This window comes from Leptolyngbya sp. Heron Island J, from assembly GCF_000482245.1.
Taxonomy (GTDB): Bacteria; Cyanobacteriota; Cyanobacteriia; order Phormidesmidales; family Phormidesmidaceae; genus Leptothoe.
The window spans coordinates 153,464-170,314 of record NZ_AWNH01000053.1 but is presented as its reverse complement, the minus strand read 5'-3'; the positions used below and the strand labels follow the sequence as shown (position 1 = coordinate 170,314).

Annotated in this window: 13 protein-coding genes and 1 pseudogene; 9 read left to right on the top strand and 5 right to left on the bottom strand. The window is 45.6% G+C overall.

Going from position 1 to position 16,851, the window contains the following annotated elements:
* The 3 genes and pseudogenes from N836_RS77580 to N836_RS55130 form a co-directional block, all read left to right on the top strand.
* A pseudogene (locus tag N836_RS77580) lies at positions 1-417 on the top strand (IS701 family transposase); the annotation flags it as partial.
* A 337-nt stretch (positions 418-754) separates the two neighbouring features.
* Positions 755-1,915 (top strand): hypothetical protein, encoded by a 1,161-nt coding sequence (locus N836_RS74195; protein WP_023073419.1) that lies wholly within the window; start codon positions 755-757, stop codon positions 1,913-1,915.
* 338 nt (positions 1,916-2,253) lie between these two features.
* The gene (locus N836_RS55130; protein WP_023073418.1) at positions 2,254-2,961 is read left to right on the top strand and encodes a hypothetical protein; all 708 of its coding nucleotides are present in this window, start codon (positions 2,254-2,256) and stop codon (positions 2,959-2,961) included.
* 124 nt (positions 2,962-3,085) lie between these two features.
* Here N836_RS55130 and N836_RS55125 read toward each other — a convergent pair whose 3' ends face one another.
* Both N836_RS55125 and N836_RS55120 read right to left on the bottom strand, forming a co-directional pair.
* Positions 3,086-5,410: a TOMM precursor leader peptide-binding protein gene (locus N836_RS55125; RefSeq protein WP_031292982.1), complete on the bottom strand. Its 2,325-nt coding sequence runs from the start codon at positions 5,408-5,410 to the stop codon at positions 3,086-3,088.
* Positions 5,403-6,800 (bottom strand): AAA-like domain-containing protein, encoded by a 1,398-nt coding sequence (locus N836_RS55120; RefSeq protein ID WP_023073416.1) that lies wholly within the window; start codon positions 6,798-6,800, stop codon positions 5,403-5,405. Before N836_RS55120 ends, N836_RS55125 begins: the two co-directional genes overlap by 8 nt.
* Positions 6,801-7,099: 299 nt before the next feature.
* On the opposite strand from N836_RS55120, the gene N836_RS55115 reads away from it, so the two are divergent.
* From N836_RS55115 to N836_RS55100, 4 genes are all read left to right on the top strand, one after another.
* A complete protein-coding gene (locus N836_RS55115; protein WP_071789058.1) occupies positions 7,100-7,879 on the top strand; it encodes an RNA polymerase sigma factor in 780 nt (259 codons plus the stop codon).
* On the top strand, positions 7,819-9,315 hold the full coding sequence (locus N836_RS75905; protein ID WP_152532159.1) for a tetratricopeptide repeat protein: 1,497 nt from the start codon (positions 7,819-7,821) through the stop codon (positions 9,313-9,315). Before N836_RS55115 ends, N836_RS75905 begins: the two co-directional genes overlap by 61 nt.
* Before the next feature lie 113 nt (positions 9,316-9,428).
* The gene (locus tag N836_RS55105; protein WP_023073413.1) at positions 9,429-9,809 is read left to right on the top strand and encodes a DUF4359 domain-containing protein; all 381 of its coding nucleotides are present in this window, start codon (positions 9,429-9,431) and stop codon (positions 9,807-9,809) included.
* 5 nt (positions 9,810-9,814) lie between these two features.
* Positions 9,815-10,966 carry a cysteine desulfurase family protein gene (locus tag N836_RS55100; protein WP_023073412.1) on the top strand — a complete coding sequence of 384 codons (1,152 nt, stop codon included), beginning with the start codon at positions 9,815-9,817 and terminating at the stop codon, positions 10,964-10,966.
* 22 nt (positions 10,967-10,988) lie between these two features.
* Here N836_RS55100 and N836_RS55095 read toward each other — a convergent pair whose 3' ends face one another.
* The 3 genes from N836_RS55095 to N836_RS55085 all read right to left on the bottom strand — a co-directional run bounded on the left by N836_RS55095 (position 10,989) and on the right by N836_RS55085 (position 14,303).
* On the bottom strand, positions 10,989-11,555 hold the full coding sequence (locus N836_RS55095) for a TIGR04376 family protein (protein ID WP_023073411.1): 567 nt from the start codon (positions 11,553-11,555) through the stop codon (positions 10,989-10,991).
* A 59-nt stretch (positions 11,556-11,614) separates the two neighbouring features.
* Positions 11,615-12,640 (bottom strand): hypothetical protein, encoded by a 1,026-nt coding sequence (locus tag N836_RS55090; RefSeq protein ID WP_023073410.1) that lies wholly within the window; start codon positions 12,638-12,640, stop codon positions 11,615-11,617.
* Between the two features lie 364 nt (positions 12,641-13,004).
* Complete coding sequence (locus tag N836_RS55085; protein WP_023073409.1) at positions 13,005-14,303, bottom strand: hypothetical protein; 1,299 nt, start codon at positions 14,301-14,303, stop codon at positions 13,005-13,007.
* Positions 14,304-14,796: 493 nt separating this feature from the next.
* Here N836_RS55085 and N836_RS55075 point away from each other — a divergent pair, with 493 nt between their 5' ends.
* On the top strand, positions 14,797-16,143 hold the full coding sequence (locus tag N836_RS55075) for a UDP-N-acetylmuramoyl-tripeptide--D-alanyl-D-alanine ligase (protein ID WP_023073407.1): 1,347 nt from the start codon (positions 14,797-14,799) through the stop codon (positions 16,141-16,143).
* A gap of 152 nt (positions 16,144-16,295) precedes the next feature.
* On the top strand, positions 16,296-16,817 hold the full coding sequence (locus N836_RS55070; RefSeq protein WP_023073406.1) for a Mov34/MPN/PAD-1 family protein: 522 nt from the start codon (positions 16,296-16,298) through the stop codon (positions 16,815-16,817).
* Positions 16,818-16,851 lie beyond the last annotated feature (34 nt).

Genomic DNA, 16,851 nt, shown 5'->3' with positions numbered 1-16,851 from the left:
CGGAATTGGGTCGAATATGGTTTGAAACAAAGCAAGAATGAACTGGGATGGGCAGATTTTCGAGTAACGAACTATGCCCAAATTGAAAAGTGGTGGGAACTGGTTATGAGTGCCTACTTAATGGTAACGCTATACACTCCGCCCCTCCGCCCCGACGGGATCATTCCTCCAGAACAGGCTGATTCAACAGTGTTCTCATCGTTTCTCAAACACCGTTATTGGGAGGATGGAGAGGGTTGGAAGAGTTGGCTGAACAACCTACGCTTAATTCTTCTTCCTTGGGTTAGCTTTAACTTACTCAAGCCTTGGTTAGAGATTTTTTCCATTCCCCAATTAACAGAAGGGTTTGATTGTTTGATTGCATGGATGAACCAGTTTCCAGGGATAGCTGTTCCCATACAAGAGAGTCCTCCTTGAAAATCATCTCGCCAGAGTCATTAAAGAGCGCTAGAGGCTTTATCTGTAGCTGGTATCTAGAGAATTGGTATCACAGGGCTAGCGAAAGTTGCTTTCAGTTCACAATTTAAAGTCAGGGAAGCAGAAAAAATGCCCTGTAACTCCAAAAATGCATAGATTGCTAAGAGTAATCGTTTTAATTCATAGAAACGGGAAGTTAACTGGATATCTGAGATGGCTTAACTGTCTAACTATTTGATATTAGACGGTTTTAGAGATCTCTGATCGACCTATTAAAAAGGTTGTTCCCCCAAAAGTCTCGTTCGTCTTAAACCTTTAATCACCTGGAGAATTAATAATGACGACAGAATACACTATTTACCTTGTCAACGAATCTGCAAGTAGCCAAACTTTTTGGTGCTTCTTGAAGCGTCCAGAAGAACTTGCCAGTGATCCTCAAGTTTATGCTAACTCCAGCACTAATTTGACAGTTGGTTCCTTCCAACCTGGGATAAATACGTTCACCATTCCTGTGCAGTATCAGGTAGGTGCTGGTGCCAGTAATAAGGCCGTAGGTTTGGATATCAAGGTCAACTCCGGTGTCAGCAATGATGCTGATTTGGGCGATACATGGGAAGCAGATTATGTAACGGTGCCTCCTAAGCAGGGACCTACAATGCAAAAATTAAGTTCAGATCCATCAAAGAAGAGTATTGCAATTGCGTCCAATGCGTTTGATCGAGGAAAGAATGAAGGCAACCAATGGTTTAGTAACATGTCCTTTGGGATTGAAACTAGCCAAGGTTTCATTGGTATGACATGGTCTCCTTCTCCTCAGCAAACGAGAACGCTCACTCCCAAGTTAAAATTCTACGTTGCGATTGGAAGCTACGGTAACAATACTTTGGCCGACTGGACTACGGTATCTAATAATGCTGCAGAAATCTCAGTTCCAGGAAGCTTTAAATATAATGAAACCACTGTTACGTATACTTCAACAGGAGCCTGGAAAGTAGAACCAGGAAAGCCCTCAGCGATGATATTAACTGAGGGTAATGTCATGAACACACTGATCCAGAGCCATGAAAACATGTCAAAAGCCCATGCCGATTTAATTGCCTGGGCACAACACAGCTCTGACAATCTTGCCTTGCCAGCTACTAGTGATCTTGCCTTGCTAGGTAGCTCAAAGCAAACAGACAAGATTGTCAAAGTAAATTGGAGTAATGCCGAGCTAGACTACAGTGATAACGCCAACGTTATCATTACTGGAACCCTTACCGTTGCAACCGCTCTCACTGCAGCCTTTGCCTACTTTATCTTGAGCGGGGTACGGTTTGAAATTAATGGTGATGCAACAGGTCGTACAAGCTTCAGCTTCACCTATAACGGTGAGCGTTCTGCTCAAGCAATCCGCGATCTTGTGGTGGCAGGTGCCAACATAGCACTCGGTGGCAATCAAAATGCTCTTACAGGAGCAAATGGATCTCGTAGCAATAAGGCGCTACAACAAGTCTGAATCTAAAGAGCATAACCACCTTAGTTTAAAGTTGATAACAGCGCTGGTAATGCCCATAAATTGCTAGAGCATCTACGCTCTAGCAATAGCTCTAATGTCAGCGAGAGTTTTGAGCGAGTAATGTACTCCATTCTTTGAACGGGCGCAGCTAAATTTTAGTTGTTGCTTGAAAGCGACTAAAATTTAGCTGTTGCTTGTATTAAGTAGGTGGCCAATACTATTCAATATCTCGAATGCTGCCAGTCAAGCATCTTAGAGATTCAGAACTACATTTACTTACCTAAATTTAGGCCAAATAAAGGGCACTTATGACCACCCACTTAGTTGCAGTGCCTTCTATGTCTAAATTCAAAATTGGAAGGATTGCTTTTGTACAAAGTAAACTAGTTTTAGCCATGGTAGTGCCTCCTTTTGCAATCACAAAAAAACAACTACAAAATGCTAACGATCTTTTCTCGCCTATTGTATTAGCATCGAATCCTACAATTGTTTGGATAACAAGTGAATATAATCTAGATATTCAACTGGTGGCAACTTTTTCACCACTAAGGCCTGTTGATAATGGCATCAGAAGAGTCTCAGGGAAACAAACCCTCAACACAAATGTTGAAATTAATTTTGATAAACAATTATCTCTTCATTGGATGGCTTCCGTTTTAAGAAAGGGCGATATAAGCCCTAACCAATCCTACTATAAATATTCCAGCGATAGAGATACCTTTTCGATGTCTATGAACAGTTTCATTACACTTAAACACGATGATCATGGGTGGAAAATACCTGTATATAATTCTAGCGAATATACAGTAAATATAGGTTTTGGCCTGGGTCTAGGGGAATATATTTGTTGGGGATATTCAGTTCCTGCTCAACCGCAAATGATTTTCGATGTAAAGGCAGGCTCGTATGAGCTTGTTAGATCAAATAGACAAGAGAAAATTGGGGATCCTGTTGCGCCCAGTAAAGGAAACTGGTCTATGCCGAGGGGATACACTTACACATTGGAGTTTAACTCATGTGGAGATGGCACTCTCACTAATGAATGAAAGCATCAGATACTTAGAGCATAATTTCATGCCCCTGTAGATATAGTCTTGCATATTTTTGGAGAAAAATAGACTCTTTCCGATTAATTTTGTCTGTAATGTTACTATAATTAACCCTCAAGAATTACATCCACATGGGAAAAGCATTCAATTGCCTTTCTTTCAAAGCCCCTTTTAACAAACCCATTCTAACTGGAATATCATAGAGTCTGCCTAAACCTAATCGCCTCCACATATGCCGTATCCCCGGCACAATCACCTTCACCACCCTCAACCCCACATCAGCCCGAGTCTGATCCAACACCAACAACTCCATGTTTTTCTCCTCAACAATCCGCTGACAAAGCTGCACATCCTCCAATAAATCATGACTGCCCCTCTGATCATAGTCATCATATTTTTTCGGCTTTAACTTGCTATCAGGCACTAAATAACGATGCTCTGCTAACCTAGCTGTTGTCCACCACTCAATCGCCAACGGGTCTGTATATTGAGGATATTGTGTTGTTCCATCTGCCCTTGCTGACAAAACACTCGGCAGAATTTGATTCAACTCCGTTAACGCCCGACTCATGGCAATCTTTGGATCAAAATGGGTGCCATAGCCCAAGATAATATCCTCCACAGCATGATCTCGCCGACCAGAAATCGCCGCAAATGTCGGAATATTCAAATCACTGGTAATATCCAACACCCAAAGATCCCGTCCCAACCCTTGATAATACTGTTTTAGGCTATGGCAATAAGGCTCATCAAACCTATCTAGATCCACCTGGGGTTTCCGCAATCGGTTGTACCACCACAAGGCCACCGCATCCCGCTCCACCAACTCCATAAACCCTTGCAGAATAGCCTCTTCAATGGTGTTTCCCGCTGCACACCCGTTGGAATCCGCCCAACAATCCAGAGGATAGTCTTGAGGATAGCCATAGTAACAATAAGCCGTCGGTAAATACTTAAACGCCTGATGAGTCAACGACCAAACCGGAGTCCAGTCAATCTCTCGTTCCTGATCAAATGGCTCAGGTACCTTCTGAAACCAACCTTGGCACTGAGCATTCCACGCTTTTCTCGTCTCATACTGCCGTTGACTAAAATTCATACAGGCATTAGGATGAATCGCCTGGTCACCTAGCTTCTGATAACTACTTTTAATCCTAATCTCATCCCCTTGAAACACCCCAGAGTACCGTTCAATCGCCTCACAAAAACCACTAGCCCTCGCTTGAGCATCAGTTCTACCTTTTCCCGAACTTCTACCCCCTAAATTCTTCCTCAAGTTATCCACATCATCAAAGACAGTGACAAAATGATGTTTGGCAATATAGGTATGGTTCAGTGAATTGATTGGTATTTTCGTTAGTTCACGCACCACTCCAGTGATGGGACTAATATGATGCCGATATTTACTCAGAGTTTCTTGGGGCGAACAACAGCGATGTCCGCCTTCTGCCGTAAACGTTTTCTTGCGGTGCCCGAGGACAACGGGTAACGGTCTTTGTTCTAAGCCGTGGAGTTGACCACAACTAGGACATTGAGGTCGCTTTACCAGATGGTGATCCCGGCTTTGCAGGGTAAGCGTATCGTAGGTAATCAGAGTATTCCTTAATCGATGGTTACTGCGGGAAACAACCCACTTAAAAACCTCTGTAGCAACCATGCCAAGTGCGGTCTGTACTGTAGCCGCCAAAAAGCCCTGAGGTGCGGAAGATGCAATCACCTGAGAAGAATCCCTAGAATTTACCCTTTGGATAAAACTTTCAACGGGTCTGTTATCTTGCAAACGTCGGGCCAAACATTGCCAGCAAGCCGATTGCGGTGGTTCAAATAGAGGCCCTAACCAGATTACTGTGCCCACTGGCTTGACCAATAGCCAGGGATGTCCATTTTGAAGGGCTTGACTATTAAAGTCAGCTAAATTTGGATGCAAATAGTCATCGGTCAAAACTACAGTTAAGTCTGCCTGGTTGGAGTCAGAGATGATTTGAACTTTTAGGTCTTGTAAGGTGGCTATCAACTCTTTTATAAATGGAGCTCCAAATGCTTTAACTGCTACTTTTGTGGTCTTCAGCCGTTGGTCAGCTTGGCTGGGGCTAATATTTAAATGGTGACAAACTGTAAGTAGATGGGAGGGCAAGGACTCATCTTGTTCAACTAGATACCCTTCTTTTTCAAGTTTAAATAAGATTGCCTGGGCCTGAATGCTTACATTAAGCACATCTTGAAATAAAGCAGCCTGCTCTTGGATGTTTGCCTCTTGAGGCATCATCTGCCATTGAATGGCTTCAATAATTTCGTCGCTGCTGCGATCGCAACCAATTAAAGAAGCAACTAGATAGGTCATGCGATCGCACAAGCAAACCGATCCCCGTTCCGATAAGATAAAAACTTGATTAGGCTCTATCGTTTCAACAGAATAACAAGACTTAAATCGTGGTTTGTTAAGCATGTTGTTTTCCCTGTAGAAAAGACTTTCTATACAACTCACAGCTAGGTAATACTTTGTTGCCTGACTGTTTAATTAGCCCCATGCTGCTTAACCGATAGATTATCATCGGTTCTAATGACACCGGCTCAGAGGCTGCCATAACAGACTTCAGCACTAGCAATAGCTCTGGTTGTTCTTCTAGGTTGGCCCAATGACGTTGCAAGTGGTAGTTATAAATTCCAGTCGGGGTATTGGCTTTTTCCAAGAGTTGAGCCAGCGAAACTTGTCGCTGACTCAAATAATAAAGAGTAATGTGTACTAAAGCGGGATGACCTCCCACAATATCCATTAGTTGTTGAACCTGTTGGTTATTCTGATCCCAATCGAGGTCATAACATTTAGCCAGCTGTTGAATCTGCTCTAAGCTAAATCCCTCTAACTGAATCGGTAATCCGACATTAAATGGAGACTGCTTTAGCTGTAAGGGAACGTAAATTTCTGTTGAGTGAATGACCACTAAGCGTAACTTTCCCCAACAGGGTAATCGTTTTGCCTCCTCGTACCAAGAACGGAATAGGGGTAAAACATCTTTAGCAACCTGAGGATATTCAAACAATTTATTGACTTCATCCAGAGCTAACACGAACGGCTCATTAATTTGCCTTAATATATAGTCCTGGAAGTATAGAGTACAGCTGACCTTGCCACCGATATCTTCATCCCAATAGTCATCCAGCTTTGATTCAAGGTTGAGCTGATGGGAAACATTGGCACAAAGCCAACGTAAAAAACGATTTAAATTACCCAGTATTGCATCATCAATTTGCTGCAGATTTAAGCTAACAGTGCGATACCCATGATGATTAGCATAATCTAAAATCCTGAGGAGCAGTGATGTTTTACCCATTTCTTGAGGGGCTTTAATTCTAACTAAGGCTCCCGGCTTCATAATTTCTGCATAGGTCAGTTCTTCTAATGGTGTACGTTCAATGTAGTAAGGAGAACCAACAGGCACTGATCCGCTAGGATAGCGAGGCGATCCAACTGCCTCAATTTGGTGCCCAGCCTGAGAATTCGCTAATGGTCGGTTGATGGATGTTGAGTTGGTTGACGCTTTACTAGTTTCCATATTGTCCGAGACTACCTGGCCAGTGGCATAGGCTTCTAATAGTGCCCGGCAAGTTTTTTTGGTAATCCGTTGGCCAATCAGCTTAGACAACCGCTTAAATAACTCAGGCGCAACTACATTCGTAAAGTAAATCGGGCTGTAATCCCCCTCCATGGCAATTTGTTTGTAGGTGCGATATTGCCAGATCCCCCTTAAAATCATTATTTCTGGGGCATTCAGAGGACGATTTTGACTATCGATCAAGTCGCGACTAAGGAGTTCAATTAGGGCATCCAGGTTCATGGGCGCTTAAGGTTGACGCTTGCAATTGCCTACCCACAGAAATTAATAATTTCCTGTAAGTAAGTATCCACGTACAGATTTTATTAGGTTTTATATGAGTTTCTTGATGAGTTTTTTCATGAACTCTACGGTTGGCTTTATGAGCTTTAGGCAATATTGCGCAGACTACTATGAATCATATGAAGCTCAGATGAGCAGTCAATAAAGCGCCCGCATGACCTTAAGGATAGTAATTCTGGAATGGTTCATGCCTGCTAACTCAGCTTCACCTGTTTCCTGTATCTATCTTCGAAGCAGCAATGATAGCCCCAAACTCTGATTGCCCAAAAAAATCTTCGCAAGAGGAAAATCTCTTATTACAATTAGCTCAAGGGGAGCGTAAGATCTTCTGGAAAATATGGAATATCCATAGAGAGTATCTTTATGCTCGTTGTCGAGTCTGGATGGGAGGTAATCATTTTGATGCAGAGGAGGCGATCAGTCTAGCCGCACTTAAGGCCTGGGCCAAGCTACCAAAGCATGCATCGTCGATTACTAATCTCAAAGGATGGCTGACTCGATTAACTCATAATCTTTGTGTCGATCTACATCGACAGCACCAGCGCCATGCATTAAGTACAGACGCCATAGAAGACACACAGCATAGTCTGCAAGAAATTTGTAATGCCAGCGTTAGCACCCCAGAGACACGCTTACTGCAACAAGAACGCAATATTTATCTTCGTTATTGCATTGAGCAGTTGCCTTCCAGGTTGCGAAATCCTTTGATATTACGCTATTACCATGAAATGTCCTGCGCAGAGATAGGACAAAAATTATCGATTACCCAGAATACTGTCTCGAAACGACTTCAAGAAGCAAGAGATCTACTGAAAGATTGTTTCCAGCAGTACTCTTCTGGTCTTAACAAGATTGTTATTGATGAGGTGCGATCCCAGGAGTTAGAACAGAAAAACTTTCAAGCACCTATCAAGATTGAGCCCAAGATTGAAGAAATTAGCTATACCGTTACTATCTCATGTCTCGAAACTTTGCTTCCAGTTTGGTGCGACTCTCTCCAAACGATAGATTGGATATAAATGTCTATCTAGCCTTAGAGAAAAAAAACGCTCGACAAGCACAAAAGCTTAAGACCTTGCAAAAGTATGTTCAGAAATATCGCTCGGGATGGAAAAAGCGCTTAGAATTAGCTGATTTGCTATATGAGACAGGTCAATGGCCACAAGCTATCGTTGAATACAACCAAGTTATTCAAAAACAGCCCCAACTGCTTAAGCCTCGTATGCAATTGGGGAAAATCTTACAGCTTACAAACAGAATGGAGGAAGCCGTTGAAGTTTATCGAGGAGCGATCGCATGTGCTAAACAAGAAGCGACTCGACAGCATTTAATTGGCCTGCTCGCATCTTGTCAGGGTAATTCCAGAGATGCGATCGCAGCCTTGCGATCAGCAACTACGTTAGAGCCTCAGAATCTCACCCACTGGCTAGCATTAGGGAAGCTACAAATGGAGATGGAATATCCTGTAGCGGCTCTCTCTAGCTTTGACACCTTATTATCCCTCGAACCTAATGACTTGATGGGATTGGTTTATAGTCATGATCTGTTGCTGACATTGGGAAACCTTCCAGAGGCCGAAAATTATTTAAATAGGGCAATGGAAATTGCACCTGAAGATGTGCAGATACTCAAACGAGTAATCATAAATCGATGCCGCAAAAGATTAGTCTTCGATGCAGCTGGAAAACAAACTAAAAAGCTGATTAGCGCCTTGCTCAAACAAGCCCCAAGTTTACCATCAGCCCATAACTTATCAGCTCAATATTATATTGCTCGAAATGAGTTGCAAAGGGGGCTAGAAGTCATGCGAGATTTTGCAGAAGAGTATGCCAACAATCCTCATTCCTGGTATTACTATAGCTCATGCTTATTCGACCTTGGTGAAAATAAATTAGCTACTGAAGCAATTTTAACAGCTCATAATCTGTCTCAGGGAATGTGCGATCGCGAAATTTATCGAGCCCTTTGTAAAATTCTGCCAGCTACAGGAAAATTAAACCAAACCCGTATCATTATCACAGAAATGTTATCCTGTTTCCCAGAAAGCTGGAGCCTTTGGGCAACTGCGGGCAGAGTTTTAGTCGAGAATTTAAAGGAGAATGAGCGTGGTTGTCAATATTCTCTTCAAGCGACCCAGTTAGCTCCTCAGCTAGCAGACACCTGGTTTTGTCATGGCAGAGTTTTGTTACTTACAGACCAACATCAAGCTGCCGTAGAGGCTTTTACCCAAGGTTGGCAATTATTATTGCCCGAAGCTAATCATCTCAAATCAGTTTCAGCGGCTGTTTGGTTAGGAGCAAGCTATCAAGCATTAGGACTTACCCATCTTGGGCAAGCATGGCTACACATCGCCTCTCAACAAGCCCAGGAATTAATTGAGTTTGATCCTATCAAAGCAAGATATTGGCAAGATCAAGCGTTAGCTAGATTGAAAAATATGGAGCTTGACATCTGATTTAGAGCTTACTTGCGACAAGATAAAGTATCTAAAGCTATCGAATAACCTTTTACCTGCTTATGCTAGAACGGTAGAGCAGCCGTCAATTACTGGGATACTATCGCAGAGCTATGAAAGTCAAAGCGTTTATAGGCGTAGCAGGATTAGGTGCATTGGCGACCGTGCTGATTGCTACTAATCCCGATCAAGAGCAGTACAACACGTTTGCAGCAGAAACCCTACAGAATGAAGCCCGTGCAGCGTTTTGCCAGGCAGAAGAGCTAGATAGCTGGCTGGGTGATCTGGGGAAAGCCCTAGGGGATATTTGTGAGACGGCTATTGAACAAGGCACCCTGATTGGCGAAGACGATCTGAAAGGCTTTATAGAAGATAATACTGAGCGTCAAAACTTTGGAGTGTTTAGTCTCTACACGACTCAAATTCCTTCAATACGTGTGAGAATTCTTGGTATTTTTAACCGATTTATTCCTATTCAACAAACAGTAGGTTGAGTCCTATGGCAAACTCTCCTATCTATCTTGACTTCCATGCAACAACGCCGGTTGATCAGCGGGTTGTTGATGCTATGCTGCCTTTTTTTACAGACTATTTTGGCAATCCTAGCAGCCTGCACAGCTATGGCTGGCAGGCTGAAGCGGCGGTTAAAAACAGTCGTGAGACGATTGCTAAAACAATTAATGCTCAACCGGAAGAGATTGTTTTTACCAGTGGGGCAACTGAGGCAAACAACTTAGCGATTAAAGGTGTCGCTGAAGCGTACTTTAGTTATGGTAAGCACATCATTACTGTGCAAACAGAGCATAGTGCTGTATTGGATCCCTGTCGCTATTTGGAATCCTTGGGGTTTGAAGTCACATATTTGCCGGTAGAGTCTGATGGGTTGGTCTCGCTAACAACGTTGGAAAAGGCTATTCGACCCGAGACTATTTTGGTCTCAGTGATGGCGGCTAATAATGAAATTGGAGTGCTGCAGCCGATTGAAGAGATTGGAGCGCTATGTCAAAAACAGGAGATTTTGTTTCACACGGATGCGGCTCAGGCGATTGGCAAAGTGCCTTTGGATGTTCAGGCGATGAACATTCATCTGATGTCGATGACGGCTCATAAAGTATATGGTCCTAAGGGCATTGGCGCGCTGTATGTGCGCCGCCGCCAGCCTCGGGTTAATCTGGCAGCCCAGCTCCATGGCGGTGGCCATGAACGGGGGATGCGTTCGGGGACTTTATATCCGCCGCAAATTGTGGGGTTTGCGAAAGCTCTGGACCTAGCTGTGGCAGAAATGGATTCAGAACGTAAGCGGCTAGTCGGGCTGCGATCGCAACTTCTCCATTCCCTCAACCAGCTACCCGATATTTGTCTCAATGGTCATCCTACCCAGCGTCTACCGGGAAATCTCAACGTCAGCTTTGGGGGTGTGGATGGTCAAGCCCTGTTGCTAGGGCTGCAATCAGTCGTGGCCCTGTCGTCGGGGTCCGCCTGTAGTTCAGCTAGCACGGCCCCATCCCATGTGCTGAAGGCGCTGGGGCGTAGTGATCAACTTGCCTATGCGTCGTTACGGTTTGGTTTAGGCCGCTTTACAACAGCCGCTGAAATTCAGCAGGTGGGTGAGGCAGTTGTGGCAACGGTTAAGGCGTTGAGAGCTGTTTAATGGCAATGGCCGAAATATATCCCTACTGGCCCATCTGTCGTTTTAATTCTTCAAGTTCTGCCTCGGTTTCCCAGCGCTGAAAACTTTCTTCTAGAGGGTCCAGAGGCCTGGACTGAAAAGGACTGCGGTGCCAGCCTGTGGTACTAGAGTCCCTAGGCTGTGCTTGGGCAGCTGTTTGGGCAGCTGCAATTTTAGCTTTAAGTTCCTGGCGCTTTGTGTGGATTTGCTGTTGTAAATTTTGGGTTTCTGCCAAACGTGACTTAATGCTTTTCATCTGACCCCACAGATGATTCCCCTGGCGTAGCAGGGTAGCCTCCCGTTCTCTAGCTGGTTTGACTAAATCAAATCGCTGGGCCGCCTCTGCTTTGGCAATGCGTTCATGCCAGCGTTTGATGTCTTTAGCTGTATCTAGAACGGCTGTTTCAAGTTCCGCTTCCCTCCGTTTGAGGGTGGCTAGGGTTGCGATCGCATCTTCCTCTTGACCCCGTAGTTGCTCTTCAAGGGCCATCATCTCCAGGTGAGGATGGGCTTTTAGAAACTCATCTAAACGAGTCTCCAAAAAGCGACTGAAATCGTCAAATATGCTCATTTGCTAAGTCAACCCCATGCAGCCAAACATCAGGCACAGTGTCCTCAACATAGTTTAGTTTAGAACTGTTGCCCAATGTAAATGGAGCGAACTTCACCATTACGTCGCACTACAACCTCTTCGTTGTTGATTGACACAATACTCCAGCCACTTCCCCCGATGGTTTCGCCAATGTAGACCCGCTGTGACGAGCCGTTGACTTCAAACAGGGCAGCTGAGCGATCGCCTAACTCCAAAACACCTACAAGTTCATAGGTATTACTAGCTGCAATATTGGGAACAGGTGTAGCGTTATTGTTCTGGCCAGTGGTGCCAGCATTGGGTGCGGGCAACGAGGGAGGTAGCGTCACCACGTTGGAAGGGCGACCTTGGTTATTATTGCCTGCACTAGGCTGCAATAAAGGCACAAACACCCGCTCGATGACATTGTTAGCCTGCTGCGGCGAGCCTGCTGCTTGAGTCCCGGTTGCTGTTGTGGGGGCTGTTGCAATAGCGCTGGGGAATTGAGTCTCAGTCTGAGCACTACGCTCACTGCTAATCACTCGTAGCGATCGCTTCAGGTAGTTCCCAAAAGCAGCTTCTTCGGAAATTATCGGAGTCGGTGGAGCGGTAGGGGCGGTTGCAGTAGGAACGGTTGCTGATTGAAAGCTAGGCTGCTGCCGTATCCACCAAATTCCAGTGGCGGTGAGAGCTGATAAACAGATTGCACCCAATGCAAAAGTCCGCCATCGTCGCTTTTTAGTGGATTTATCAGCCGATGGCTTACCCGTATCAGTGTCGCCTACCCTCGCTTTTTGCTCGGTGATGGGTGCCGTGGCCCGTGCCTCTACTGCTTGATCAGCAGTGACTGGCACAATCATGGCTGGGACAGTGACCGCTTCAGCCTTTAGCAAAGAAGCTGCATCCTGCTCTTGAACCAGGGGCTCTGCATAAATAGCCGATTCTTCACCCGCTAAAATGCGATCGACATCATCAAAGATTTCATCCATGAGGTCTTCAGCATAGGCTTCGACCAACGTGTCAGCTTCTAGGGATGTGCCTGCAGGGGGAGTTGCTGTGGCATTGGACTGTCTAGATTGGCTCATAACTCGACATGTACGATTTGACAGTAGTGACTATGGACGGACCAACAATAGCCGACTTGATAGACGGGATGCCTAGGAAGTTAGCAGAGTATACAGCAAACTGAAAAGAAAAATTTGGATTTTATAAAAAATATTCCCATCATCAAGACCTATAATGTCGGCTGAAACCTTTCTGGAATAGAGCTTTTCAGGGTTTTGTCTATGTCTGTAGAAGCAACTCAACGCCGTATAAACTTTCTGCTGACGCCACAAAGCTGGCCCACCACAGGCTGACACACGCTATCCGTGCAGTCGCTGCTTGCGATGCACACGTAAGTCCCAGCAGGGTGTATTGAGGATTAAAGACAGATCAGCTGTAACGGGACTATGCCAGTGTGTGAGAAATATCGAGATGCCCAAAGGTCAGGCTCAGGGCCAGGTTGAGGGTTTCCAATATTTTCACCAGCCAACCCACAGAATCTTGCTTGGCTAATTCGTAGTGGTTAAACAAGGTGGACAGCCGCCGCTCCAGGTAGGGCTTAACCTTACGGCATAGCAGCAAAATTCTCAGCAGTAGACCGGTTGTGAGGGTGGCTCCCAAATTATTGATTAGGTCAATGAAGACAAAGTGTGAATGGGACCCTGCAGGATCGACCACTAGGAAATTAAACAAGTTGGAGCAGGTTCGTACTAATAAGAAATCATTGAGCCGCTGGCTATCGTTTTCAGGATAGATATCTTTCAAATTTTGATATAGAGCATCGTTAAAATGTTGCCGACCATAGGCTGGGTCAACCCCTGACACGAGGTATTCATAAAAGTTGTCCTTAAAGGACTTAAAGGTGACTGCTTCACAACATTGACTGCGAAACCTTAATGCCAGGTCGTTGTAGGTCCGTCCCTGGGAGTCCTTGCCAGAAAACTGCTGTAGGGAATCGACCAGTTCGCGATCGCTCAGTAAGGTGGGATTGTTTGAGGGACGTAGCCACCGGCCTTGCTCTTCTAAAAGTCCTTCTCGCTTGAGTCGTGAGCGTCGCACACGATAGTTCACATACTGAGATAAATCCAGCTCTACCTTTTTCTGCGCCTGGTGTCGCATGCGGCGAATGTGAGTTTTTTGTTCCTTAGGGCTCTCTTCGCTCAGCAAACAATGTTCATAAAGATATGGATAGCGACCAATCAGGGTACCCAGGGGCTGGCGGGACCGTAGTATCGGCTCGCTCTCTCGCTCCATCACCTGAACCAGGCGCTTGAGCATTAGGTATTGCTCAGTTTTTCTAAACTGGGAAACGATTTCTCGTAAACGCCTGACAGAGCGCGCCCGAGATACCTCACGTACAGCGTGGCTGGGAGAATATTCAAATAGGGTGACTAGTTCTGCGATCGCGGGTTGATATTCCCGATTCTTTTGCCAGCGGTTGATCAGAATATGACAGCAACGATTCAGAATATGGTGAAAATACATATCGGCGTGGGAGTCCAGCAGAATTTTGTCAAGACTGCTGACAACCTGACGATCGCTATAGCCAGTGCCGTCAACGAACAGGGTATTGAACCGCTCGATGAGTACATTGGGCGGCTCAGAGTTGACACAGCCAATCCAATGGTCATAAAGCACCTGTTCCTGCGGACTAACTAATCGCGCACCGTAGTCAGATCGCGAATAGCTTGATTGGACATTCACCAGTGAAACCTCAGCAAATACACCTTATATAACAATCTCGTACAGGGAAAACTTGCGCCGACCAAAACTAGCATCAGACTGATTTTAAGTCTAACTGGTTATGATGACCTAAGACAGCATGAAAACTTACAAAAGCACCTGAAAATTACTGACGGCTAGGTAATTTAGGCATTTAGCCAGATAAATGGCTCTAATTGTCAAAGGTTCAGCTAGAGCTACAAAAGTCTGAGAGTAAATGTTGGTATGTAACTGCGGTTTGACATGTTGGCTGCGTAAGTCGAGACTAACATCCCCCTTGATCTCTAACAGTGCTTTGATACACAGCAAACTTACGCTCCATTAGTTTAGCTATGGGATTTTTCAGATAGGATGCTTTTGCAGCAAGCTCTTCTGAAGCTTCTGTAAAATTACTGGCCTTTCTTCATCAAGCCTATATGTGATAACGGGATAGTACTGATGAGTTTGTCTTGCTTCATTCCTTCAAAGCTTTGTTATGCCTAGTTTTGCCCTGATTTCTCAAATTTTAGATGCCCTCGGTGATGAGGTTGTTGGACATACCCTGTTGTCTACCCATTTAAATCAGACAGTGGGTCATATCAGTACAGATACGCGCACGATTCGACCCCAAGATGTGTTTTTAGCGCTAGAAGGTGAGCGTTTTGATGGCCATCAATTTATAGCGCAGGCGATCACATCAGGTGCGATCGCCACCATCACTCGCCAGGGGGTAATTACTGCTGATATTCCCCGCATAGAGGTTAAAGATACTCTGGTGGCCTACCAGGCTATTGGCCGCTGGTGGCGGCAGCAGTTGGGCCTGCCGGTGGTAGCGATTACGGGATCTGTGGGTAAGACAACCACCAAAGAACTGATCTCGGCGGCGCTCGGGCTCCACGGTTCTGTACATAAGACCCGTGCCAATTTCAACAATGAAATTGGTGTGCCTAAGACCCTATTAGAGCTCACCTCTGATCACGACTATGCGGTAGTGGAAATGGGGATGCGGGGGCCTGGGCAAATTGCACTACTGGCCCAGATTGCTCAACCCAATGTTTCTGTGATTACTAATGTGGGCACGGCCCACATTGGGCTGTTGGGCTCAGAGCAGGCCATTGCTGATGCCAAGTGTGAGCTGCTGACTCATATGCCAGCCGATGGCACTGCTGTGCTGAATCATGATAATGCTCGACTGATGGATACAGCGGCGCGGGTGTGGTCTGGGAACACCATTACCTATGGTTTGATGGGGGGAGATGTGCATGGCCATTTTCAAGGCAATACGGTGGTGGTGGATGATATAGAGCTGCCGTTGCCACTAGAAGGCCAGCACAATGCGTTGAATTATTTGAGTGCGATCGCAACGCTGCAGGCGCTAAACCTGGATTGGCGTGGTTTAGCCCTGGGCCTCACAGTTGATATGCCTGCAGGTCGGGCCAAACGCTATGAATTGAAAAATGACATCGTGCTGCTGGATGAAACCTACAACGCGGGTGCTGAATCGATGAAAGCGGCTCTGCGACTCCTCAAAGATCAGCCAGGTCAGCGGCATATTGCTGTGCTGGGCACGATGAAAGAACTAGGCCATAAGTCAGTGGAGCTGCACCAAACCATTGGCACCGTGGTGCAAAGCTTGGGTCTCGACCACTTATTTATTCTGGCCGATCCTGCTGAAGCGAACGCAATGGCCATGGGGGCTGGTGATGTACCCCATCAAAAGTTCACCCACCATACTGACTTAGCACAGCACCTCAAGCAATTTATTCAGCCAGGCGACCGATTGCTTTTCAAAGCATCGCGCTCGGTGGCTATGGACAAGGTGGTTGAGCCATTGCTTGAGTAGATCAGTTTTTTTGCGTCTTTAAGACTGATTTCTGCAATTTGAAGGCTGATGCTACCTGCAAGGTGTCTTCTGACGATTATTAAGGATATTAATTAAGCGTCACGGAATCTGCTCTACAATAAAAAATCTGACGCTTTTTGAGCAGACTGGTTGTGGCTCTGACCCTCACACAAGCGCATATTGAGCGCGTGCAAGCCCATGCGGAACAGGCCTATCCCCATGAGGGGTGCGGTTTGCTGGTGGGTCTGTTTGACGCTGTGGCCGACCAAAAAACTTTGGTGGATGTAGTCTTGCTCGATAATGCTTGGACTGCTGATGTGGCTGATAATTTGGCTGAGTCAGGTCAGGGCAATTCAGCCACCATGACCAAAGCGCGACGCTATTGCATCGACCCCAAAGATTTGTTTGAAACTCAGCGCCAGGCTCGGGAAAAAGGCTTGACCATTATTGGGGTATATCATTCGCATCCTGATGCTGAGGCGGTGCCTTCGGAGTGCGATCGCAACTTAGCCTGGTCCAGCTATTCCTATATCATCGCGTCTGTCCGTAATGGCGTGGCTGTTGATCTGCAAAACTGGCAGCTGGATAGTAGTCATCAATTTCAACCTGAGCCGCTCAAAATTGCTCCAGCGTCTGCGGCTAAAGATCGAATGCCGCTTGTCGTCCTGAAATAAGAAACGCCCATACTGCAGCGTTGTTATCAAATCC

Coding starts and splice junctions, on each gene's coding strand:
- N836_RS74195 (WP_023073419.1), top strand. CDS start 755: ATGACGACAGAATACACTATTTACCTTGTCAACGAATCTGCAAGTAGC.
- N836_RS55130 (WP_023073418.1), top strand. CDS start 2,254: ATGTCTAAATTCAAAATTGGAAGGATTGCTTTTGTACAAAGTAAACTA.
- N836_RS55125 (WP_031292982.1), bottom strand. CDS start 5,410: ATGCTTAACAAACCACGATTTAAGTCTTGTTATTCTGTTGAAACGATA.
- N836_RS55120 (WP_023073416.1), bottom strand. CDS start 6,800: ATGAACCTGGATGCCCTAATTGAACTCCTTAGTCGCGACTTGATCGAT.
- N836_RS55115 (WP_071789058.1), top strand. CDS start 7,100: ATGATAGCCCCAAACTCTGATTGCCCAAAAAAATCTTCGCAAGAGGAA.
- N836_RS75905 (WP_152532159.1), top strand. CDS start 7,819: ATGTCTCGAAACTTTGCTTCCAGTTTGGTGCGACTCTCTCCAAACGAT.
- N836_RS55105 (WP_023073413.1), top strand. CDS start 9,429: ATGAAAGTCAAAGCGTTTATAGGCGTAGCAGGATTAGGTGCATTGGCG.
- N836_RS55100 (WP_023073412.1), top strand. CDS start 9,815: ATGGCAAACTCTCCTATCTATCTTGACTTCCATGCAACAACGCCGGTT.
- N836_RS55095 (WP_023073411.1), bottom strand. CDS start 11,555: ATGAGCATATTTGACGATTTCAGTCGCTTTTTGGAGACTCGTTTAGAT.
- N836_RS55090 (WP_023073410.1), bottom strand. CDS start 12,640: ATGAGCCAATCTAGACAGTCCAATGCCACAGCAACTCCCCCTGCAGGC.
- N836_RS55075 (WP_023073407.1), top strand. CDS start 14,797: ATGCCTAGTTTTGCCCTGATTTCTCAAATTTTAGATGCCCTCGGTGAT.